This window comes from Amycolatopsis sp. NPDC104587, assembly GCF_055583645.1.
Map to the genome: position 1 here is coordinate 346,824 of NZ_JBVJNO010000007.1, position 18,373 is coordinate 365,196.

22 protein-coding genes are annotated in these 18,373 nt (G+C 72.7%); 9 read left to right on the plus strand and 13 right to left on the minus strand.

All coding sequences use genetic code 11. The features are described 5' to 3' along the window. Positions 1 to 431: 431 nt before the first annotated feature. The gene (locus tag ACZ61C_RS23625) at positions 432 to 722 is read right to left on the minus strand and encodes a hypothetical protein (RefSeq protein WP_465309959.1); all 291 of its coding nucleotides are present in this window, start codon (positions 720 to 722) and stop codon (positions 432 to 434) included. Between the two features lie 185 nt (positions 723 to 907). After that, the gene (locus ACZ61C_RS23630; protein WP_465309960.1) at positions 908 to 1,339 is read right to left on the minus strand and encodes a single-stranded DNA-binding protein; all 432 of its coding nucleotides are present in this window, start codon (positions 1,337 to 1,339) and stop codon (positions 908 to 910) included. Positions 1,340 to 1,464: 125 nt separating this feature from the next. On the opposite strand from ACZ61C_RS23630, the gene ACZ61C_RS23635 reads away from it, so the two are divergent. Then, positions 1,465 to 2,076 carry a PhoU domain-containing protein gene (locus ACZ61C_RS23635; RefSeq protein WP_465309961.1) on the plus strand — a complete coding sequence of 204 codons (612 nt, stop codon included), beginning with the start codon at positions 1,465 to 1,467 and terminating at the stop codon, positions 2,074 to 2,076. 205 nt (positions 2,077 to 2,281) lie between these two features. Here ACZ61C_RS23635 and ACZ61C_RS23640 read toward each other — a convergent pair whose 3' ends face one another. Next, positions 2,282 to 2,704 carry a zinc ribbon domain-containing protein gene (locus ACZ61C_RS23640; RefSeq protein WP_465309962.1) on the minus strand — a complete coding sequence of 141 codons (423 nt, stop codon included), beginning with the start codon at positions 2,702 to 2,704 and terminating at the stop codon, positions 2,282 to 2,284. Between the two features lie 156 nt (positions 2,705 to 2,860). On the opposite strand from ACZ61C_RS23640, the gene ACZ61C_RS23645 reads away from it, so the two are divergent. Then, positions 2,861 to 3,286, plus strand: a complete 426-nt coding sequence (locus ACZ61C_RS23645; protein WP_465309963.1) for a nitroreductase/quinone reductase family protein — start codon at positions 2,861 to 2,863, stop codon at positions 3,284 to 3,286. Here the strand turns inward: ACZ61C_RS23645 and ACZ61C_RS23650 are convergent. From ACZ61C_RS23650 to ACZ61C_RS23670, 5 genes are all read right to left on the minus strand, one after another. Then, a complete protein-coding gene (locus tag ACZ61C_RS23650) occupies positions 3,283 to 5,403 on the minus strand; it encodes a transglycosylase domain-containing protein (protein WP_465309964.1) in 2,121 nt (706 codons plus the stop codon). The genes ACZ61C_RS23645 and ACZ61C_RS23650 overlap by 4 nt on opposite strands. 36 nt (positions 5,404 to 5,439) lie before the next feature. Next, positions 5,440 to 6,261 (minus strand): ABC transporter permease, encoded by an 822-nt coding sequence (locus tag ACZ61C_RS23655; RefSeq protein ID WP_465309965.1) that lies wholly within the window; start codon positions 6,259 to 6,261, stop codon positions 5,440 to 5,442. Continuing rightward, on the minus strand, positions 6,221 to 7,024 hold the full coding sequence (locus tag ACZ61C_RS23660; RefSeq protein ID WP_465309966.1) for an ABC transporter ATP-binding protein: 804 nt from the start codon (positions 7,022 to 7,024) through the stop codon (positions 6,221 to 6,223). Before ACZ61C_RS23660 ends, ACZ61C_RS23655 begins: the two co-directional genes overlap by 41 nt. Then, a complete protein-coding gene (locus ACZ61C_RS23665; protein WP_465309967.1) occupies positions 7,021 to 7,461 on the minus strand; it encodes a MarR family winged helix-turn-helix transcriptional regulator in 441 nt (146 codons plus the stop codon). The genes ACZ61C_RS23660 and ACZ61C_RS23665 overlap by 4 nt, the downstream gene beginning before the upstream one ends. A 79-nt stretch (positions 7,462 to 7,540) precedes the next feature. Next, positions 7,541 to 7,864, minus strand: coding sequence for an ArsR/SmtB family transcription factor (locus tag ACZ61C_RS23670; protein ID WP_465309968.1), 324 nt, complete (start codon positions 7,862 to 7,864; stop codon positions 7,541 to 7,543). Between the two features lie 85 nt (positions 7,865 to 7,949). Between ACZ61C_RS23670 and ACZ61C_RS23675 the strand changes: the two genes are divergently transcribed. The 4 genes from ACZ61C_RS23675 to ACZ61C_RS23690 all read left to right on the plus strand — a co-directional run bounded on the left by ACZ61C_RS23675 (position 7,950) and on the right by ACZ61C_RS23690 (position 10,914). Next, positions 7,950 to 8,939 carry a zinc-dependent alcohol dehydrogenase family protein gene (locus ACZ61C_RS23675; RefSeq protein ID WP_465309969.1) on the plus strand — a complete coding sequence of 330 codons (990 nt, stop codon included), beginning with the start codon at positions 7,950 to 7,952 and terminating at the stop codon, positions 8,937 to 8,939. A gap of 223 nt (positions 8,940 to 9,162) precedes the next feature. Then, entirely contained in the window at positions 9,163 to 9,720 is a 558-nt protein-coding gene (gene pspAB / locus ACZ61C_RS23680) for a PspA-associated protein PspAB (RefSeq protein WP_465309970.1), read from the plus strand. 69 nt (positions 9,721 to 9,789) lie between these two features. Then, positions 9,790 to 10,200 (plus strand): VOC family protein, encoded by a 411-nt coding sequence (locus tag ACZ61C_RS23685; RefSeq protein ID WP_465309971.1) that lies wholly within the window; start codon positions 9,790 to 9,792, stop codon positions 10,198 to 10,200. A 78-nt stretch (positions 10,201 to 10,278) separates the two neighbouring features. Continuing rightward, positions 10,279 to 10,914, plus strand: coding sequence for a zinc finger Ran-binding domain-containing protein (locus tag ACZ61C_RS23690; protein ID WP_465309972.1), 636 nt, complete (start codon positions 10,279 to 10,281; stop codon positions 10,912 to 10,914). Here the strand turns inward: ACZ61C_RS23690 and ACZ61C_RS23695 are convergent. Then, positions 10,836 to 11,462 (minus strand): hypothetical protein, encoded by a 627-nt coding sequence (locus ACZ61C_RS23695; protein ID WP_465309973.1) that lies wholly within the window; start codon positions 11,460 to 11,462, stop codon positions 10,836 to 10,838. The two genes, ACZ61C_RS23690 and ACZ61C_RS23695, sit on opposite strands and share 79 nt — an antisense overlap. Positions 11,463 to 11,537: 75 nt before the next feature. Between ACZ61C_RS23695 and ACZ61C_RS23700 the strand changes: the two genes are divergently transcribed. After that, complete coding sequence (locus ACZ61C_RS23700; RefSeq protein WP_465309974.1) at positions 11,538 to 12,215, plus strand: GNAT family N-acetyltransferase; 678 nt, start codon at positions 11,538 to 11,540, stop codon at positions 12,213 to 12,215. On the opposite strand, the gene ACZ61C_RS23705 is transcribed toward ACZ61C_RS23700, so the two are convergent. Then, complete coding sequence (locus tag ACZ61C_RS23705; protein ID WP_465309975.1) at positions 12,212 to 12,637, minus strand: hypothetical protein; 426 nt, start codon at positions 12,635 to 12,637, stop codon at positions 12,212 to 12,214. The two genes, ACZ61C_RS23700 and ACZ61C_RS23705, sit on opposite strands and share 4 nt — an antisense overlap. 129 nt (positions 12,638 to 12,766) lie before the next feature. Here ACZ61C_RS23705 and ACZ61C_RS23710 point away from each other — a divergent pair, with 129 nt between their 5' ends. Then, positions 12,767 to 13,042 carry a hypothetical protein gene (locus tag ACZ61C_RS23710; protein WP_465309976.1) on the plus strand — a complete coding sequence of 92 codons (276 nt, stop codon included), beginning with the start codon at positions 12,767 to 12,769 and terminating at the stop codon, positions 13,040 to 13,042. Position 13,043: 1 nt separating this feature from the next. Here the strand turns inward: ACZ61C_RS23710 and ACZ61C_RS23715 are convergent, their stop codons facing one another. Continuing rightward, positions 13,044 to 14,480: an APC family permease gene (locus ACZ61C_RS23715; protein WP_465309977.1), complete on the minus strand. Its 1,437-nt coding sequence runs from the start codon at positions 14,478 to 14,480 to the stop codon at positions 13,044 to 13,046. A gap of 105 nt (positions 14,481 to 14,585) precedes the next feature. On the opposite strand from ACZ61C_RS23715, the gene ACZ61C_RS23720 reads away from it, so the two are divergent. Then, positions 14,586 to 15,362: an alpha/beta fold hydrolase gene (locus ACZ61C_RS23720; RefSeq protein ID WP_465309978.1), complete on the plus strand. Its 777-nt coding sequence runs from the start codon at positions 14,586 to 14,588 to the stop codon at positions 15,360 to 15,362. Here the strand turns inward: ACZ61C_RS23720 and ACZ61C_RS23725 are convergent. Together ACZ61C_RS23725 and ACZ61C_RS23730 are read right to left on the minus strand one after the other, a co-directional pair. Continuing rightward, positions 15,340 to 16,617, minus strand: a complete 1,278-nt coding sequence (locus ACZ61C_RS23725; RefSeq protein WP_465309979.1) for a sensor histidine kinase — start codon at positions 16,615 to 16,617, stop codon at positions 15,340 to 15,342. The two genes, ACZ61C_RS23720 and ACZ61C_RS23725, sit on opposite strands and share 23 nt — an antisense overlap. 88 nt (positions 16,618 to 16,705) lie before the next feature. After that, complete coding sequence (locus tag ACZ61C_RS23730; protein WP_465309980.1) at positions 16,706 to 18,136, minus strand: carboxylesterase/lipase family protein; 1,431 nt, start codon at positions 18,134 to 18,136, stop codon at positions 16,706 to 16,708. Positions 18,137 to 18,373: the final 237 nt, after the last annotated feature.

Consider the following 18,373-nt stretch of genomic DNA (forward strand, 5'->3'; position numbering starts at 1 on the left):
TCGCGGTTCGGGGTGGGTTTCGGTCGGCGGGCCGGGTTGCGGGGCGCCGGGTGGGTGGGGATCGGGGGCTCGCCGGGCTCGGGTGGGGCGCGAGGTGGGCCGTGTCACCTGGCCGTGGTTCGGCGGTGCGTACGGCAGGGGAGTGCTCGGCGTGGGTGGGCTGAGTGTGGCGCGACCTGCTGGGCGGCGAGCCGGTGGGCCCGGCCGGGCAGTGTGGTGGCTCGCCTTCGCCGGGGTGGGTGAAGGCCAGGCTGCCGCGCAACCTGGCCCTGGTTTGGGCGGTGCGTGCGGCGGTGGGCCGGTGAGTGTGCCCGGCACCGGTGGGGGACCGGGTGCCGCGCAACCTGCCCGTGGTGGGCGGTGCGTGCGGCGGTAGGGCCGGGCGTTGAGCGCCGTTGCCTTCTGGAGTTGTCAAACGTCGGGCCGTCGCCTCAGGCGGCCTGTTGCTGCTCCGCGTTCACGATCGCCTCGCCTGCCGCTGTCAGGCGGGCTGGGACGCGCTCGCCCGGGAGGCCCGGCTGGGCCGCGCAGACCAGGCCCTGGTGGGCCAGCGCGTGGGCGGCGAACTGGTCGCCGCAGGAGAGGCCGTCGATGAACAAGTCGGGTTCGCTGCTGCACGAGACGCAGCCGCGGCCCGCGCCGACCGCTCGCAGCATCGAGAGCATCCGGCGGTTCACCATCGGTCGCACGGCCGGTGATCCGGTCTGGTCGTTCCCGTTCATCTCGGTCCCTCCCGCTCGTGGCTCGGCATCGTCCTACTCATGCGTCGAACCGGCTGACGGGATTTCGACAGTCCATCCGGAGGCAGTTCGGCCACGGCGTCCTTCTGATGGTCGCCGCCGGTCGTCCAAGCCCGGTCGATTCTCCGTCGACCGTCATTCGTGCGCCGGACGTGAACGGATGGGGCCTAGAACGGCACCCCCGCGATCGCCGGCTCCGGTGTCCACGAACTACTGCCTTCGCCGGCGCTCGCGCGGCTCAGCTTCGTGACCTTCGCCGTCGCGTACCGCAGCGCCGGGCCCATCTCCTCGACGTCCAGCTCCGTCACCGTGCGCTTCTCGCCCTCTTTCGTGTCGTACGACCGCTGTCTCAGCCGGCCGTGCACGACGACGCGCGTTCCGCGGCCGAGCGACTCCGCGACGTTCTCCGCGTACTGCCGCCACAGGCTGCAGCGCAGGAACATCGGGTCGCCGTCGCGCCAGGTGCCCGACTCCTTGTCGAACACCCTGGGCGTGGACGCGACCGTGAAGTTCGCGACCGCCGCGCCGGCCGGGGTGAACCGCAGCTCGGGGTCGGTCGTCAGGTTGCCGACCACCGTGACCGTCGTTTCGCCTGCCATCGGGCTCTCCTTCTCCTCCGGGTGCGGGGTGCACCGCTCTCGCCGATGAGGAGAGCACGGGGGTCCGACAGTTCCGGGCCGGGCGACAAGATGCCGACACCCGGCCGGGCTGGTTTCCTGCCGCCATGCCGACGGCGTTTCAGAAGGAGCTCGTCACCCTGGCCCACCGCACGGCGGACCTGTGCGCGCTCGTCGCGAGCACGCTCGACGAGGCCACGCGCTCGGTCCTCGAAAGTGACCACACGCTGGGCGGACGTGCGCGGGAAAACGCTGCCGCGGTCGCCGCGCTGGGCGCCGCGTGCGAGGACCAGGCGTGTGCGCTGCTGGCCCTGCACGCGCCGCGGGAGAGGGAGGTGAAGGCGGTGGTCGCCGCCGTGCACACCGCCGCGGATCTCACTCGGATGGGTGGTCTTGCGCGGGAGGTCGCCGAGCCGCGGGGACCCGTTCCGCACGCGGCCCGGCCGGTGCTCGCCCGGCTGGGTTCGCACGCGGTGGCCGCGGCGCGGGAGCTGCGGGAGCTGCTCGACGGCGGGGATGCCGCGGGGCTCGATGAGGCGGTTGCGCTCGTCGCCGCGGCTGAGCGGGAGCTGCGAGCGTGGGCGGGTGGGGCCGATGGGCCGCGTGGGGCTGGTGTGGCGGTGGAGATCGCGCTCGTCGCCGCGGTTTACGGCCGGTTCGCCGCGACGGCGGTCCGGGTTGCCCGCCGGACTGCCGCCTTCGCGCCGGTTGGTGCCTGACGGGCGGCGGGTCCGGACGTGTGTTCGCGCCGGTGAGCGTGGAAAGCGGCCTCGCCGGTGAGCGTGGAGAAGGCGGGCTTCGCGCCGGTGAGCGTGGAAAGCGGCCTCGCCGGGGAGCGCGGAAAGCGGGCTTCGCGCCGTTGAGCGCCGAAACAACCCAGTCAGCGGCGGTCAGGCTCCGGCCCGACCGCCGTGACGGGAACGGTCAGTGGCCCTGCTGCGGGAACTGGCCCGGCTGGCCCTGCTGCGGGTAGGGCTGCGGGAATCCGTGCGGTTGGGACGGGTGCTGCTGCTGCGGAAACCCTTGCGACGGAGGCTGCTGCGCGAACCCCTGCGACGGGTGCTGCGGCTGCTCGCCCCCCTGCGGGTACCCGGAACCGGCCTGCTGGCCCTGCTCCTCCTGCGCCTGCAGGCGAACCGCGTCCTCCTTCGGGATGCGGTTCTCGATGCCGCAGAACGTGCACTGGGCCGTGTACTTGACGCCGATCGGGAAGAGCGGGATGAAGAACAGGGTGAACTTCGTGACCGCCTTGCGCACCGCGTGCGAGGCGGGGTTGCCACACCGGCCACACAGGAAGGTCGTCATCGCGAGCACGTAGATCCGTGTCCGCCAGCCCCAGATCAGCATCGGTCTTCTCTCTTTCGGTCCTGCGTTCGCCGCGCAGCGTCGCACACCGCCGCCGCGTTCCGTGGCGCTTTGGGAGAACCGGCCGGGACCAGTACCGGGCAAAGTGGACATACGGGCCGAAGGGTGAGCGCCGCCGGGCGGGGCTAGGTTGTGATCATGCCAAGTGATCGCGCCTTGAAGACGATGAACGCCGTCCACCGCGGCCTGATCAAGCTCAGCGGCGGCCGGGTCGGCTGGCAGGCCGCCATGCCGGTGCTGGAGCTCACCACCGTCGGCCGCAAGAGCGGGCAGCCGCGGACGGTGCTGCTGACCTCGCCGCACCAGGAGGGCGACGCGCTGGTCGTCGTGGCCTCGCGGGGCGGCGACGACACGCACCCCGCGTGGTTCCTGAACCTGCGCGACAACCCGGAGGTCGACGTGTCGCTCAAGGGCGCGCCGAAGCGTCCGATGCGCGCGCGGGTCGCCGACGCCGACGAGCGGGCGCGGCTGTGGCCGAAGATCGCCGCCGAGTTCAAGAACTACGCGCAGTACCAGACCAAGACCGAGCGCGAGATCCCGCTGGTGTTCCTCGAACCGCGCTAGTTCCGCGCGGTCAGGTACGCCGGGTCGGGCCCGGGGATCGGCTGGTCCGGCACGCCGGCCAGCAGCTCGCTCATCGCGTGGAAGTACGGCGGCGCGGCGACCGTGCCGCCGAACGCGCCGTGGCCGCAGTTGCCCAGGTGCACCGGGGTGCCCGGGCAGATCTCCCGCGGGTGCGAGCCGTCGGCGAAGACCATCGACGACACCGCGTAGCCGTCCACCCCGCCGACGAACGCCACCGACTCGCTCTGCTGCGTCGTGCCGGTCTTGCCGATGTCCGGGCGGGTCCAGCCGGCCGCGTGGGCGGCCTGGGCCGACGTGCCGTCCGTGGTGTCCTTGCTCAGCCCCGCCTCGAGGGTGTTCGCGACGCCGGTGGGGATCACCTGCTCGCACGGCTGCTGCGACACCGGCACGGCGTTCCCGTTCCGGTCGGTCACCGACAGGATCGGGTTGGGCGGGCACCAGACGCCGCCGCTCATCAGCGTCGCCGAGACGTTCGCCATCTCCAGCGGGCTGACCGGGCTGTTGCCGAGGGTGAACGACAGCAGGTTCTGGAAGTACTTCGACTGCGGCTCGTTGTACTGCGGGTTGCCCGAAGCGGGGTTCGGCACGGCGCCCGCGTCGTTGGTCGCGAGGGTGTTCCGCAGCCCCAGCTTCCGCGCCATGTCGAGCACCGCGGGCATCCCGACCTGGTTCTCCAGCCCGACGAAGGCGACGTTCGGCGACGTCGCCAGGCCGTCGGCCAGGCTGATCGGGTCCGCGTAGTGCCCGTCGTTGTGGACCGTGTAGCACGCCGTGTGGCTGTCGGCGTTCGGCGGCGCGAAGCACTGGCTGTCCGGGTTCGGCAACGGCGTCTCCAGGCCCGCCTTGCCGGTGACGAGCGCGGCGGCCGAGGTGAAGATCTTGAACGACGAGCCCGCGCCGAACTCGTTGCTCGCGTCCGCGACGATGTCCGTGGACGTCTCGCCGCGCGCCGGGTCCGTGCCGAAGTTGCGGTTCGCGACCATGGCGAGCACCTGGTGCCCGGCCGCGCCCGGCTGCACGACGGCGAAGGTGTTGGCCACGCCGTCCTGCGTCGTCGGCACGTTCGCGTCGACGGCGTCCTTGGTCACCTGCGAGACGCGCGGGTCGAGCGTCGTCTTGACCGTGTAGCCGCCGGTGGCCAGCTGGTCCGCCGTGATGCCGGCGTGCACGAGGTAGCTTTCCGCGTAGGCGCAGAAGAACCCCGCGTCCGGCGCCGCGCCCATGCACGTGCCGGACGGCGTGACCGGCCCGTCCGGCAGCAGCCCGAGCGGCGCCGCCTTGGCCGTCGGCGCGTAGGACGCCGGGAGCGAGCCGTTGCTCACCATGGCGTCGATGACGAGGTTCCGGCGCTGCAGCGCCTTGTCCGCGTGGGTGTACGGGTTGTAGACGCTGGGGTTGTTCACCATTCCGGCGAGCAACGCCGCCTGCGGCACGGTCAGTTTGTCCGCCGTCGTCCCGAAATAGGCTTTCGCCGCGGCGCCGACCCCGTACACGGTTCCGCTGAATTCGACCACGTTGAGGTAGTTCGCCAGAATGTCGTCCTTGCTCGTGGTGTCGTTGAGCTGGACGGCCATTTTCGCTTCACGCAGCTTGCGCGCGAGCGAGTCCTCGCGGTCCTGCTGCTGCGCGATCGGGTTGTTCCGGTCGACGACGTTCACGAGGTAGTTCTTGACGTACTGCTGCGTGATCGTCGACGCGCCCTGCAGTGAGCCGCCGGCGCTGTCGTTGACCGCCGCGCGGAGCATGCCCTGCACGTCGACGCCGCCTTCGGTGTAGAACCGGCGGTCCTCGATGCCGATGATGGCGGCCTTCATTGTCGTCGCGATCCCGGCCGAGGTCACCGGGAGGCGGTACTGCGCGTACAGCGTCGCGATCGGCGTGCCGTCCCGGTCGGTCACCGTGGTCGTCAACGGCGGGTCGGCGGCCGCCAGCTGCGCGGAAATCGTGTCCACCGAATCACTGACCTGGTTCGACAGCAGGCCGGCGCCGATGGCGGCGGGCGCCACCGTTCCGGCCACCAGAATTCCGGCGAGCAGACACAATCCGACAAAGGGGACCACGCCCCGGCCACGATTCACGGAATCGAGATTAGGCATTTCCCGATAAAGCTTCCGTTCGGTGAGACATGTGCCTCATCGGGCCAACCTGCCGAGCAGCGCCGAAGCGACTAGAATTGCGGTGGCCATCGCCCCGGTGAGCACGGCGAAGTCGAGCCCGAGGTGCGACGGCGTCCCGATCAGCAGCCCGCGCAGCGCGTCGACCTGGTAGCTGAGCGGATTGACGTGGCTGAGCACCTTCAGCCACGGGGGCATCAGGTCCACCGGGTACAGCGCGTTCGAGCCGAAGAACAGCGGCATCGTGATCGCCTGCCCGATGCCCATCAGCCGTTCGCGGGACAGCACGATCCCGGCGATCACGATCGACAGGCAGCAGAAGAACGCCGACCCGAGCACGAGCACCACGGCCATCGCGAGCAGCTTCAGCGGGTTCGCGGTCAGCCCGACGCCGAGGAGCGCGGCGAGGATCAGCACCATCAGCGCCTGGACGAGCGCGCGGACACCGGCGGCGAACGCCTTCCCCGCGACGAGCGCCGCCCGCGGGGTCGGGGTCACCAGGAGCTTGGCGAGCACCCCCGCGTCGCGCTCCCAGATGATCTGGATGCCGTAGAAGATCGCGATGAACAGCGCCGACTGCGCGAGGATCCCCGGCGCCAGGTAGTCGAGGTACGGGGTCGAGCCGGTCGGGATCGCCCGGATCCGGGTGAACGTCTCCCCGAAGATCAGCAGCCACAGCGCGGGCTGGATCGCGCGGGTGAGCAGTTCGGTCTGGTCGCGGCGCAGCTTCTGCAGCTCCACCAGGCACATCGCGCCGACGCGGTCGACGAGCACGCGAAGCCGGCCCAGCGGGCCGGGGTCAGCCGAGACGGCGGGCGGTGCGGCGAGTGGCACGGACACTGCGGATCCCTCCTTCGGCACTCTCGAGCCGGTTCCCGGTGACCTCGCGGAACACGTCGTCCAAAGTGGACTCCGGGCCGAGCCCGGCCTCCAGCTCGGCCGGGGTGCCCAGCGCGCGGATCCGGCCGGCGTGCATCAGGGCGACGCGGTCGCAGTACTGCTCGGCCTCGTCCATGTAGTGCGTCGTGACGAGCACGGTCATGCCGGTCGCGGCGCGGATCTCGGCGATCCGCTCCCACACCGACGAGCGGGCGACCGGGTCGAGCCCGATCGTCGGCTCGTCGAGGATGAGCAGCCGCGGCGAGCTGACCAGCGCCTGGGCGAGCTCGAGGCGGCGGATCATGCCCCCGGAGTACGTCTTGGCGGTGCGGTCGGCGTCGGCGACAAGCCCGACCAGCTCGAGGGCATTGCGCACCTGCTCGGCGCGTCCGGCGCGCGGCACGTCGAAGAGCCGCGCGAACAGCGAGACGTTCTCGCGCCCGGTTAGCGCGCCGTCGGCCGAGAGCTGCTGCGGGACGTAGCCGATCAGCCGTCGCACGGCCATCCGGCGGCGCGCGACGTCGATGCCGAAGACGGTGATCCGGTCCGGCGTGGCGGGCAGGAGCGTGGTGATCATCCGGAGTGTGGTGGTCTTGCCGGCGCCGTTCGGGCCGAGCAGGCCGAACACCTCGCCGGGCGGGATCTCCAGGTCGACGCCGTCCACGGCGCGCGTCGTGCCGAACGAGTGGCTCACGCCGGTGCAGCGCACCGCGGGTTCGGTCATGGCTGCTCCTTCAGGATGCCCATGAGCTTCTCCAGTGCCGGCAACGCCTGTTCGATCGCGGCGGTGTCCTCTTCGGACAGTCCGGTGAGGGCGTCGGCGACGAGCTCGATCCGGGCGCCGCGCCAGGCCGCCATCCGGCCGGTGGCCGCGGGGGTGAGCTCGAGCCGGGTCGCGCGCCGGTCGTCCGGGTCGGGTTCGCGGCGCAGCAGCCCGGCTTCGACGAGCTGGTTCACCAGGGTGCTGACCGAGTTGGTCGCCAGGTGCAGCTCACGGGCGGCCGCCGCGACGCCGACCCCGGGGTGGTCGGCGACCACCCGCAGGACCTCCACCTGCGCGCCGGGCAGGGGAAAACCGGGCACGTCGGCGCGCACCCGGCGGCGCACCACCCGGCGGAGGCCCTGGACGGCGCCCAGCAGCCGTTCGGCGAGTTCGGTCATGTCCCCAAGGTAGCTCTGACCCAGAACTATTAGCAATGCTAAATGTCTGGTTGGCGAAGAAGGGGAGGCGAAGTCGGGATCAGCCCCGCGCGGCTTCGGCGAGGGCGAGGTCGAGCAGGCCGGGGAAGCGGGCGTCGAACTCCTCGCGACGCAGCGCGTTCAGCCGCTGCGTGCCGCTGTCCCACTGCTTCAGCAGGCCGGCCGCGCGGAGGATCTTGAAGTGCCGCGACGCCGCGGGCTTGCTGACCGGCGGCATGATCGCGCCGCACGACTGGCCGGGTTCGCGGGCGAGCGCGGCGACCATCGCCAGCCGGTACGGGTCGCGCAGTGCCTCCAGCGCCTCGGGGAAGGAGACGTCCTCGAGGGCCGGGTGGTCCAGGGGGGTCGACGTGCGGCTGGCCATGCCCCGAGTATCCCCGGTTGCCGGGCCGCGGCGAGCTGTGCCATGGTCGATGTTAGCCAATCGGTTAACATGAGGGAGTTCCGCGGTGCGCGTCTACCGTTCCGAAGCCGGCCGCCTGGTCCAGCGGCAGGAGGCCGTTCCCGAGCCGCAGCGCGGTGAGGTGCTCGTGCGGGTCCGCGCGACCTCGCTGAACTACCGCGACCTGCTCATCCTCAACGGCGACCACTTCGTCAACGCCGCCGGCAGCCTCATCCCGGTCTCCGACGCCGCCGGTGAGGTCGCCGCGGTCGGCGAAGGCGTCACGCGGTTCTCCGCCGGCGACCGCGTGATCACCAGCTTCCACCCGGCCTGGATCGCCGGCCGGCTGCCGGAAACGCTGACCGGGTACGGGAACGGCCAGGACGGCTGGCTCGCCGAATACCGCGCCGTCCCCGAGCACGCGCTGGTCGCGCTGCCGGACTCGGTGAGCTTCGAGCAGGGGGCGACGCTGCCGTGCGCGGCCGTCACCGCGTGGACGTCGCTGAAGGGCTGCGCGCCGGGCGACGTCGTGCTCACCCTCGGCACCGGCGGGGTCTCGCTGTTCGCCCTGCAGCTGGCGAAGGCGCGAGGCGCCCGCGTGGTCGCGACGACGTCGAGCGCGGAGAAGGCGGCCAAGCTGACCGAGCTCGGCGCGGACGTCGTCATCGACTACGTCGCGACGCCGGAGTGGGGCAAGGCCGTGCTCGACGCCACCGGGGGCCGCGGCGCGGACCGCATCGTCGAGGTCGGCGGGCCCGGCACCTTCGCGCAGTCGCTCGTCGCGGCCGGGACGCACCACGCCGAGATCGCGCTCGTCGGGTTCGTCGGCTCGGGCGGCGCGCCGGTGGACTTCATGGACCTGTTCCGCAGCGGCGCGACCATCCGCAAGATCTGGGTGGGCAGCCGCGAGGACACCGAGGACCTGCTCCGGTGGCTCGCGGTCCGGCCGCTCGAGCCGGTCGTCGACAGCGTTCACCCGTTCGAGGACGCCGAGGCGGCTTTCCGGCACTTCGAGAGCCGGAAGAACTTCGGGAAGGTCGTCATCTCGGTCGCGTAGGGACGAAGGCCTACCGCTGATCGGCGCAACCGGACCCGCGCGGACCGTTCGGCGGCGCGCCGGTGCCGTTCGCCGCGTGATCGCCCGGTTCCGGAGCGGAACGGGCCGCCGCGGGCGCATGCTGTCCTTTCCGACCCCGCGTCCCCGCGCCTGACGTCCACTGTGGACATTGCCAGTGCGCCCGGTCCGGCGGTCTTCTCGACCGGAGATAGGACACCACCCCGTGACCCTGCTGGACAGCAAGCTCGTCCGCTGCTGGACGTCCCGTCCGCACCTGCAGACCCTCTACACCCTCGCCGCGGCCGCCCCGCGGCTGCGCGCCGCGCTGGGCCTCACGCCCACCGGCGGCGGCACCGTCGGCTTCCGGGTGGACGGCGACGCGCTGGCCCGCACCGAAGCGGAGCTGATCGCCGCGACGTCGGCGCGGCTGCCGGTGCACCCGCTGGTGACCCAGGACCTCGACGGCCGCTCGACGGTCCGGTGCTGGCGGCGCAACCGCGACCTGCGCGTGCTGACCGGCGACCTGGTGGACGTCGCGGACCGGCTGTCCCGGGCCGGCTACGGCGGCTGCCTGCGGTCCGCGACCGTCGAGTTCGCCGAGCCGACCGGGCGCCGAGACCGGAAGCTCGCGCTGGTCTACCTGTTCGACCGCGGCACGTTCCACCCCGCCGCGGCCGCCGGGGCCCGGCCCCTCGACCGTGCGCTGGAGCTGCGCGCCCGGTCCGCGCTGCACGGCGCGCTGCCGTTGGAACCGGCCGCGAACCGGCGCTTCGTGGTCTGAAATTCGCGCGTTTGGCGAGGTCGTCGCCTTCTGCGAAGATGCGGCTCTCTTCAAGCGAAGGAGATCACGATGGCTTCCGTCCTGAATCCGTACCTGAGCTTCCGCGACGACGCGCGCCAGGCGATGGAGTTCTATAAGAGCGTTTTCGGCGGCACCCTCAAGCTGAACACGTTCGGGGAATTCGGTTCACCCGAAGGGGCGGACGCGCAGAAGATCATGCACGGCCAGCTGGAGTCCGAAAACGGCTTCACGCTGATGGCGTCCGACACCCCGGCCGGGATGGAGCACAACCCGGGCACGAACATTTCGGTGAGCCTCAGCGGTGACGACGCCGGAGACCTCCGCGGCTACTGGGAAAAGCTGAGCGAGGGCGGCACGGTGACGGTTCCGTTCGAAAAGCAGATGTGGGGCGACGAATTCGGCGCCTGCGTCGACAAGTTCGGCATCCCGTGGATGGTCAACGTCGTCCAGCAGGGGTGACCGGCCGTTGCAGTGAGCGCCCTCGTCGGTGACGATGAAGGGGCCGGCGTGGCGTGGCGCCGGGGCTGAGGAGGCCCGATGGCGGGTTCCCCCTGGACGTGTCCGCAGTGCGGCGCGGGCAACGAAGCCGCGGCGCAGCGGTGCCGCACCTGCTCGAGCCTGGCCCCCGGCCGGGCCCGGGTGCGGGCGCTGTGGGTGCTGCTCACCCTGATGCTGGTCGCCGGGGTCGCGGTGGCCGGGGTGCTGCTGTTCGCCGGGCGCCCGAAGCCGGCGCCGGCCGCGTCCGGGCCGTTCCCGGAGTACACGACCCCCGCGCTGCCGACGACCAAGACCGTCGTCACGACCGCGAACGCCCTGACCCCGCCGCCGGCCCCGCCGTCGACGTCCACCTCGGCCACCCCGGCCGCAAAGCCGTGTCCCGGGGACGCCGCCCGGTACCTGCCGGGCGGCACGGGGACGGCGTTGCTGGTCGCGCAGACCGGGAAGTCGCTCATCACCATCTGCAAGACACCGGACGGGCGCGTCTTCTACGACGGCCAGGCCCGCGGGCAGGCGGCGTCGGACGAGACCCACATCCTCCTGCCCGCCGAAGCTTCGGGTGACGGCTTCGTCGCGACGAACGGCGACTACACCTATCAGGTCTCCGGCGGCCGGCTGGTCGTGACGGCCGGCTCGAAGGTGCTCTCGGACGACGAGCTGACCACGGTCGGCTGAACGTCGTAGAGCTCTTCCACCGGCTCCGCGTCGTACCCGAGGTCCTGCCGCATCCGGGCGCGCATGACGCGGTAGCCGCGCTGGCCCGCGTCCCACGCGGGCCGGGTCTTCGCACTGTCGTCGTCCGGGTCGAGCAGCATGGTGGTGAGCCGCATCCGCGGCAGCGCGGCGTCGCTGACCAGCCGCCGGACCGCCTCCGGGGCGTGCAGGGCGGCCGGGCCGAGTGCGTGCTGGGTCTCGCTGCGGACCTCCCGCAGCTCGGCGGTCAGGTGCTCGTCGAGCGGCTTACCCGTCTCGCGGACGAGGCGGGCCTGGAACAGCACGCCGTCGAACGCCTCCAGCGCGCCGAGCAGCAGGGCGTAGGCCTCGGCGCGGGTTTCGTGCGCGCGGGCCTCCCGTTCGCGCTGCCAGCGGCGCTCCTCGCGGGCCGCGTCCTCGGTCATCCGCTTGGTCTCGCGCCGGCCCGAGAGGACCTGCGTGAGGAGCACGCCGGCCAGGCCGACCAACGCGACGACGATCGGTATCCACACCGGCACCTGGGAACCCACGAACGCACCTTAGCGACGATGCTCAGGATGTGGGAGCAACGCCGCCGGGCCGGCCGGATTCCGCATCCTGGACGTATGTCTTCTCCCCTCGACAACCCGACGTGGGCTTCGCTGTCCGGCCCGCACGCCCACTTCGCGGAGCGGCAGGGGCGCGTTCTGCGGTACCCGGAGGACGTGGCGCCGTTCCTCGCCCTCCCGGACGACCCGGGCGCGCGGGACTGGCGGGACGTCGCGGCGCTGGCCGGGCCCGGCGCGGTCGTCGTGCTGGCCGCGACCACCGCCCGGCCGCCGTCGGGCTGGGAGGTGCTCGACGAGATCCCCGGGGTGCAGCTGGTCGACGAAGGGATCGCGGCCGCGCCGGAGCCCGAGGCCGTCCGGCTCGGTCCCGCGGACGTACCGGAGATGCTCGACCTCGTCGCGCGGACGCAGCCGGGCCCGTTCCGGAAGCGGACCGTCGAGCTCGGCGTCTACCTCGGGATCCGGCGGGAGGGCGCGCTCGTCGCGATGGCGGGGGAGCGCCTGCACCCGCCCGGCTACACCGAGATCAGCGCGGTCTGCACCGATCCGGCGTACCGCGGGCATGGCCTCGCGACACGGCTCGTGCTCGCCGTGGCAGCGGGCATCCGCGAGCGGGGCGAGACGCCGATGATGCACGCGGCCGCGGGCAACACCTCCGCGATCCGCCTCTACCTCTCACTCGGCTTCGGCCTGCGCGCCCGCCCGGACTTCGTGGCGGTCCGCGTCCCGGCCTAGGCCCCGGTCGACGAGCCGGGCCGGACGATCATCAGCACCGTCACCGCCGCCCAGAGCATGTTGAACACGCCGGTGACCATGGCCAGCCGGCCCAGCGCGCCCGAAGGGGACTCTTCGGCCAGCAGGCGCCGCTGGCGCGGCAGCACCAGGAGCGCGAGCAACGCGGCGGCGACGGCGGTCAGCCCGATCGACACGACCACCCACGGGTCGCCCATGACGTGCATGGTGCCCGCGACCCCGAACCCGAACACCGGCACCGCGATGGCGACGTAGGCGTACACCCGGCAGATCCGGTGCAGCAGGGTCGCGGCCTTGACGTCGCCCTTGCGGACCGCGGCGGGGAACATGCTGGCCGCGACGGCGACCGGGCCGACGGCCAGCACCGCGGCGAGGACGTGGAGGGAAAGAAGGATCTTCGACACGGGCGAAAGCTATCGCTCCGCGTTCGGCGCGGGGAGTGGCTGAAATGCCAAGAAGCACCGAAATCCGGCCACGTGTCGATTCCGGCGGCAGCGGTTCGACGTCCGGGTAGAACCGGAAAGGGGACCACGATGACCGCCTCGATCACCACCACACCGGCCCGGGTCTGGAGCCTGCCGGTCCTGCTCGCCACCGAAGACGACGCCGAGGACATGGGCCTGCCGGCGCCGGACCGCTGGTGCCGCGACTGCCGCGCCGAGCTGTCCGTCGCCGTCGACGAGCCGGCGCTGACCGTGCTGATGTCCTGCCCGCGCTGCGGCCACGGCGGCAGCGCCGCCACCACCCGGCTGGCCACGGCCTGCCGGGAGAGCCTGGCCGCCGAGCGCGAAGCCCGGCGCGCGGCCTGAGCTACCGGGGCACGGAGCCGGTCTCGACGCCGAGCGCGTCGAGGCCCGCGTAGACGTCCGGCCGGCGGCGCCGCAGCCAGGCCGCGAGGCCGAGTCCCGCGACCACGGCGAGGGCGAGCAGCCACGGCAGCAACGCGATCGCGGGCGCGTCGGACCCGGCGAGGGTGGGGAAGTTGACGATCGCCAGCACCGTCACGGCGACCAGGCCGAGCCCGCCGAGCCCGGGCGCGACGGCGGTGCGCCAGAGCCGCGAGTCGCGCCGCTTGCGGAAGAACGCGACCACCGCGATCCCGGCCAGCGCCTGCAGGGTGATCACCCCGAGCGTGCCGATGCCGGTCATGCTGGCCGTCAGGTCGGCGAGCGGGTCCAGCCCGGCCAGCGCGTACACCGCGGCGATCAGCGTCGCGAACCCGATCTGCGTCCCACTGGCGAGGTAGGGCGCGCCGTTCGCGGCGTTCGTCCGGCCGAGGGCCGCGGGCAGCACCCGGGCGCGGCCGAGGGCGAACAGGTAGCGCGTCGCCGAGTTGTGCAGCGCCAGCAGGGCCGCGAACAGGCTCACGACCAGCAGCAGCATCATGACGTCGGTGAGGAACGACCCCAGGTAGGTCCGGCTGATCGAGAAGACGAGGTCACCGGCGGCGAGGTGGTCCCGGCCGGCCTGCCCGGCCTGGACGACCCCGGTCGCGCTGACCACCGCCCACGTCGTGACGGCCGCGAAGACGCCGATCAGCGTGATCGCCGTGTAGGTCGCGCGGGAGATCGTCCGGTGCGGGTCACGCGCCTCCTCACTGAACAGCCCGGTCGCCTCGAAGCCGACGAAGGCGTTGAAGGCGAACAGGAACGCGACCCCGATCGAGCCGGAGAACACGACGCCGGGCGCGAACGCGTGGACGTCCAGCCCGGTCCGGACGGCGACCGCGACGTCGAGGACGAGGAGGATCGACACCTCGAGGACCAGCGACACCCCGAGCACCTTCGCGCTGACGTCGACCCCGCGCCGGCCGAGCGCGAACACCGCGACCGCGGACACCAGGCTCCAGAGCTGCCACGGCGTGTGCCACCCGAAGACCTGCTCGACGACGTTCGCGGTGAAGAAGCCGCTCGTTCCGACCGCCCCGGCCACGAAGCAGTTGTAGCCCAGCAGCGCGATCAGCGCCGCGACCAGGCCGAGCGGGCGGCCCAGTCCTTTCGTGACGTAGACGTAGAACCCGCCCGCGCCGGTGACGACCTTGCTCATCTGCGCGTAGCCGACCCCGAAGAGCACGAGGATCACGGCGGAGAGCAGGAACGCGCCGGGCATGCCGCCGCCGTTGCCGAGCGCGATGCCCAGCGACGCGATGACGACGATGCCGGTCAGCGGCGCGACCGCGGCCAGCACGAGGAAGACGACACCCGGCGTGCCCAGTGCGTCGCGGCGCAGCGAACCCGGTTCGGCCATGGGGTTTCTCCTCACGTGACGGTCCGGTCATCGTGCGCCCGAAGCCGCCGCCGGTCTTGTGCCGCAGCGCAGAGCCGTTGTCGCCGGACGCGGTAGCTTGGGATCATGCGGCGGTCCACGGTGCACCACGACGGCGTCCGGATCCCCGTGTCCCGCGGCGGGCGGGGGCGGCCGCTTGTCCTGTGTCCCGGGCTGAACTCGACCCAGGCCGACCTGCACGAGCTGACCGGGCTGCTGCGGCGTGAGCACCACGTGGTGACCTTCGACCTGCGTGGCCACGGCCTGGCCTCGGCCGCCGGCGAATACTCCTTCGACGCGTTCCTCGGCGATCTCGACGCGGTGCTCGCGTCGCTCGAGCTGTCCGAACCGCCCGTGCTCGTGGGGTATTCGCTCGGCGCGGACCTGGTGCTGCACCACGCCGCCGCGCATCCGGGCGGCTTCGCCCGGCTCGTGCTCGTCGACGGCGCGAACCCGGTGCCCGAGCCGTTCCTCACCGAGGCCGACCTGCCGGTGTTCCGCGCGATGTGGGAAGACATGGCGAAGGAGCAGGAGATCCGCCGGGGCACCCCGGGCCAGGTGCTGCTCACCGGCCCGGAGATCCTCGCGCTGAACCTCGAGATCGACGACGTCCGGTCGAAGATCCTCGGCCGCTACCGGGAGGTCGGCGCGCCCGTCTCCGTCATCGCCTCGACGTGGATGGCCGGCGACGGCGGTGAAGAGCTGGTGGAGCGGTGCAACCGGAACTGGCGGGCCGGCTTCGACCGGCTCGCGCGCGAGCGCCCGGACGTCACGACGTCCTGGTTGGACGCCGACCACGGGCTGGTCTTCACCCACGCCCCGGAGGTCGCCCGGCTGGTCATCACCCCGGCACCCACATCGTGACGCGGGTGCCGCGGCCCGGCTGCGAGTCCACCGTGCCGTGCCCGCCGACCTCGGCCAGGCGCGCCACGATGGACTGGCTGATGCCGAAGCCGGGCGGGCGGTCCCGGACGTCGAAGCCGTGACCCTGGTCGCGGGCCACCACCGCGATCCCGCCGTCGCGTTTCTCCACGCGCAGCACGACCTGCTTGGTCCCGGAGTGCTTCACGGTGTTGCGCAACGCTTCCCGGACTGCTTCGCAGAGCGCGACGCGCCGGTCCTGGGAGACCTTGTCGTCGTCGGCGAAGTCCGCGGCGACGAGCTGGGTGCGCAGCCCGTCGCGCGCCATCTCGGTGGCGACGTCGGCGAGCTCGACGGCGAAGCCGCGTGACACGCCGGCAGCCACCGGCTCGGTGATCCGGCGGCGCAGTTCGGCCGCTTCGGCCTTCGCCACCGAACGCAGTTCCGAGAGCCGGGTGACGGCCTGCGCGTCGTCCCCCGGCGCGGAGATGGCGAGCGCTTCGAGGGTCTGCAGCACGCTGTCGTGCATGATGCGGCGCGTCCGGCGGCGTTCGGCCTCCTGCCCGCGCCGGAGCCCGATGTCGACGGCGTACCGGGTGCCGACCCCGAGCAGGACGAGGATGGCCACGGCGAGCACGATCGCCACGGCCAGCGCGACCAGGCAGCCGATCGAGCGGGTCAGGGCGAGCTGGTTGCCGAGCGGGAGGCCCCCGGCGAGGGTCAGCCCGGCCCGCAGCGGGACGGCCGCCGCGAGCAGCCACAGCGCGGCGGGCAGCCCGGAGGTGCCCGCCCACATCGCGACCGCGCCGACCAGCCAGGTCCAGGACACGTCGACGGCGAACGGCTGCACCGCGGCCGGGGCCGTCACCGCCACGGTGACGTTGAGCAGCACGCCGACCGCGAGGTCGAAACCGAGGGCGCGGCCGGTGACGCGCGCCCGCAGGCCGCCGCCGCGCAGCACCCACACCATCGCGACCGTGTTGGCCACGACGGCGAACACGGTGGCGCCCAGTGTCGGCCCGAGCCCGACCGTGCCGTTCGCGGCGGCGAAGCCGATGAACACCTTGATGAAGGCGGCGATCCGGTAGGCCAGCGGCACGACGACCCAGTACCGCGCCGCACGCGCGAGCGTCGCGTCCCCGACGGCGGCGAGATCACCGCTGTCGTCGAGGGACCCGGCGGGATCCCCCGGTGTCCCGCTGCGCAGGAGCGAGCGGACGTACGCGCGCGGCGGTGCGGAAAAGCCCGCCTCGGGCATCGGTGGTCCCCGTTCATCCGGCCGTCCGGGCGGCCTGAGCCTGGCAGCGAGGCGGGGGACTCGTCAACCGCCCGGCGGCGGAGTCCGGTCAGTACGCGTGGTAGAGCGCGTCTTCGGTGGTGTACTCCGCCCAGCCGGGCGCGCCGGTGGCGGCGAAGCGGTGCCAGGCGCCGTTGAGGTCCCTGGCCAGCTCCCGCGGCGACCGCTCGCCGAGCAGGCCCCGGGGTCCGGACATCGTGCCGAGCGCGTCGAACACGAACGGCAGCTCGAGGCCGTGGCACGCGCCGAGCCGGCCCTCGAGCAACGGCGAACCCCACTCGAACTCGTACCGGAAGGTCCGGCCGGCGTGGTTTTCGGCGAGGTCGCGGACGCCGTCGCGGAAGACGAGGTCGGTCAGGGCCTCGACGAGGACCTCACCCGCCGTGCGGTCGGTGCCGAGGCCGTAGGCCTGCAGGATCCCGGCCGGGTCGGGGTGCGAAACCGCCAGTGACGCGATCGCCTGGTCGTCGGTGACGGCTTCGAGCGCGCCGCTGGGCACCAGGAACAGCCGCATCTCTTCACTGCAGCTGCCGGCGACCAGGTCCACGTCGGCGCCGGCGCCCGCCCGGATCGCCTTGGCCGGGTGCTCCGGCAGGACGTCGTCGCCGACCACCGGCAGGAACGGGCTGAGGCCGTACCCGCGGTCGTACCCCAGCGAGTCGCGGAGGTCCGGCGCGCCGCCCGGCCGCAGGACGGCGTCCTGCGCGTCGAGCAGCTGCTCGGTCGAGACCTTCCGGAACGCTTCGGCGGTCGGCTCCGCCTTCAGCTCGTCGGCGACGACCTTGGCCAGCCGCCGGGCCTGGACGCCGTCGCGCACCATGTCCGGGTGTCCGCTTTGGACGATCGCGCGGTGGAAGAGCCCGGTCGAGAGCGGCGAACCGAGCAGGCAGGCCACGCTGACCGCGCCGGACGCCGCGCCGAAGAGCGTGACGTTTCCGGGGTCGCCGCCGAACGCGGTGATGTTCTCGCGGATCCAGCGCAGCGCCGCCAGCTGGTCGCGCAGCCCGAGGTTCGTCGCGCCGCCGTCGACGGGCAGGAACCCGTCGATGCCGAGCCGGTACTGCACCGTCACCAGCACCGCGCCGGCGCGGGCGAACGCCGTGCCGTCGTAGACCGCGGCCGACCCGGTGCCGCCGAGGAACGCGCCGCCGTGCACGAACACCAGCACCGGCAGCCCGGCCCCGCCCAGCTGCGGGGTCCAGACGTCGACCGTCAGGTATTCCGGCCCCGGCTGCCAGCCGGCGCCGGCGATCGGCGACAGGTCGATCCCGGGCACGTCGTGGCGGCGCTGCGGCGCGGTCGGCCCGGGTCTCTGCGTGTCGCGGACGCCTTCCCACGGCGGGGCCGGGACGGGTTCGGCGAAGCGGAGCTCACCCTCGGGCGCGGCGGCGTACGGGATGCCGCGGAACCGCGCGACCCCGGCGGAGGTGACCTGACCGCGGACCGCGCCGGAGGAGGTGGGGACGACGGGGTCGGTCATGCGGGGAGTCCCTTCGAGGAGCAACAGCGGGGGCGGCTCGGCGCCGCGCCCGACAGCCTAGGACCGCCGACACCCCGGCGTCATGGTCGAACCGTCCCCGTTGTTGTCGCGGAAGGGTAACGGCGGCCGGGCCCGGATCCGGGCCCCAGCAGCGACGCCCTCCCCCTCCTCACAACACCTTCCCCGTTGGGGGGGAGTGGGTCGAACACTGCGTCGCGGGCTTGGTTCACACCCCTG

Bases quoted from the DNA above. Each gene is read 5' to 3' on its own strand.
- ACZ61C_RS23625 (WP_465309959.1), bottom strand. From the start codon at position 722: ATGAACGGGAACGACCAGACCGGATCACCGGCCGTGCGACCGATGGTG.
- ACZ61C_RS23630 (WP_465309960.1), bottom strand. From the start codon at position 1,339: ATGGCAGGCGAAACGACGGTCACGGTGGTCGGCAACCTGACGACCGAC.
- ACZ61C_RS23635 (WP_465309961.1), top strand. From the start codon at position 1,465: ATGCCGACGGCGTTTCAGAAGGAGCTCGTCACCCTGGCCCACCGCACG.
- ACZ61C_RS23640 (WP_465309962.1), bottom strand. From the start codon at position 2,704: ATGCTGATCTGGGGCTGGCGGACACGGATCTACGTGCTCGCGATGACG.
- ACZ61C_RS23645 (WP_465309963.1), top strand. From the start codon at position 2,861: ATGCCAAGTGATCGCGCCTTGAAGACGATGAACGCCGTCCACCGCGGC.
- ACZ61C_RS23650 (WP_465309964.1), bottom strand. From the start codon at position 5,403: ATGCCTAATCTCGATTCCGTGAATCGTGGCCGGGGCGTGGTCCCCTTT.
- ACZ61C_RS23660 (WP_465309966.1), bottom strand. From the start codon at position 7,024: ATGACCGAACCCGCGGTGCGCTGCACCGGCGTGAGCCACTCGTTCGGC.
- ACZ61C_RS23665 (WP_465309967.1), bottom strand. From the start codon at position 7,461: ATGACCGAACTCGCCGAACGGCTGCTGGGCGCCGTCCAGGGCCTCCGC.
- ACZ61C_RS23670 (WP_465309968.1), bottom strand. From the start codon at position 7,864: ATGGCCAGCCGCACGTCGACCCCCCTGGACCACCCGGCCCTCGAGGAC.
- ACZ61C_RS23685 (WP_465309971.1), top strand. From the start codon at position 9,790: ATGGCTTCCGTCCTGAATCCGTACCTGAGCTTCCGCGACGACGCGCGC.
- ACZ61C_RS23690 (WP_465309972.1), top strand. From the start codon at position 10,279: ATGGCGGGTTCCCCCTGGACGTGTCCGCAGTGCGGCGCGGGCAACGAA.
- ACZ61C_RS23700 (WP_465309974.1), top strand. From the start codon at position 11,538: ATGTCTTCTCCCCTCGACAACCCGACGTGGGCTTCGCTGTCCGGCCCG.
- ACZ61C_RS23710 (WP_465309976.1), top strand. From the start codon at position 12,767: ATGACCGCCTCGATCACCACCACACCGGCCCGGGTCTGGAGCCTGCCG.
- ACZ61C_RS23715 (WP_465309977.1), bottom strand. From the start codon at position 14,480: ATGGCCGAACCGGGTTCGCTGCGCCGCGACGCACTGGGCACGCCGGGT.
- ACZ61C_RS23720 (WP_465309978.1), top strand. From the start codon at position 14,586: ATGCGGCGGTCCACGGTGCACCACGACGGCGTCCGGATCCCCGTGTCC.
- ACZ61C_RS23725 (WP_465309979.1), bottom strand. From the start codon at position 16,617: ATGCCCGAGGCGGGCTTTTCCGCACCGCCGCGCGCGTACGTCCGCTCG.
- ACZ61C_RS23730 (WP_465309980.1), bottom strand. From the start codon at position 18,136: ATGACCGACCCCGTCGTCCCCACCTCCTCCGGCGCGGTCCGCGGTCAG.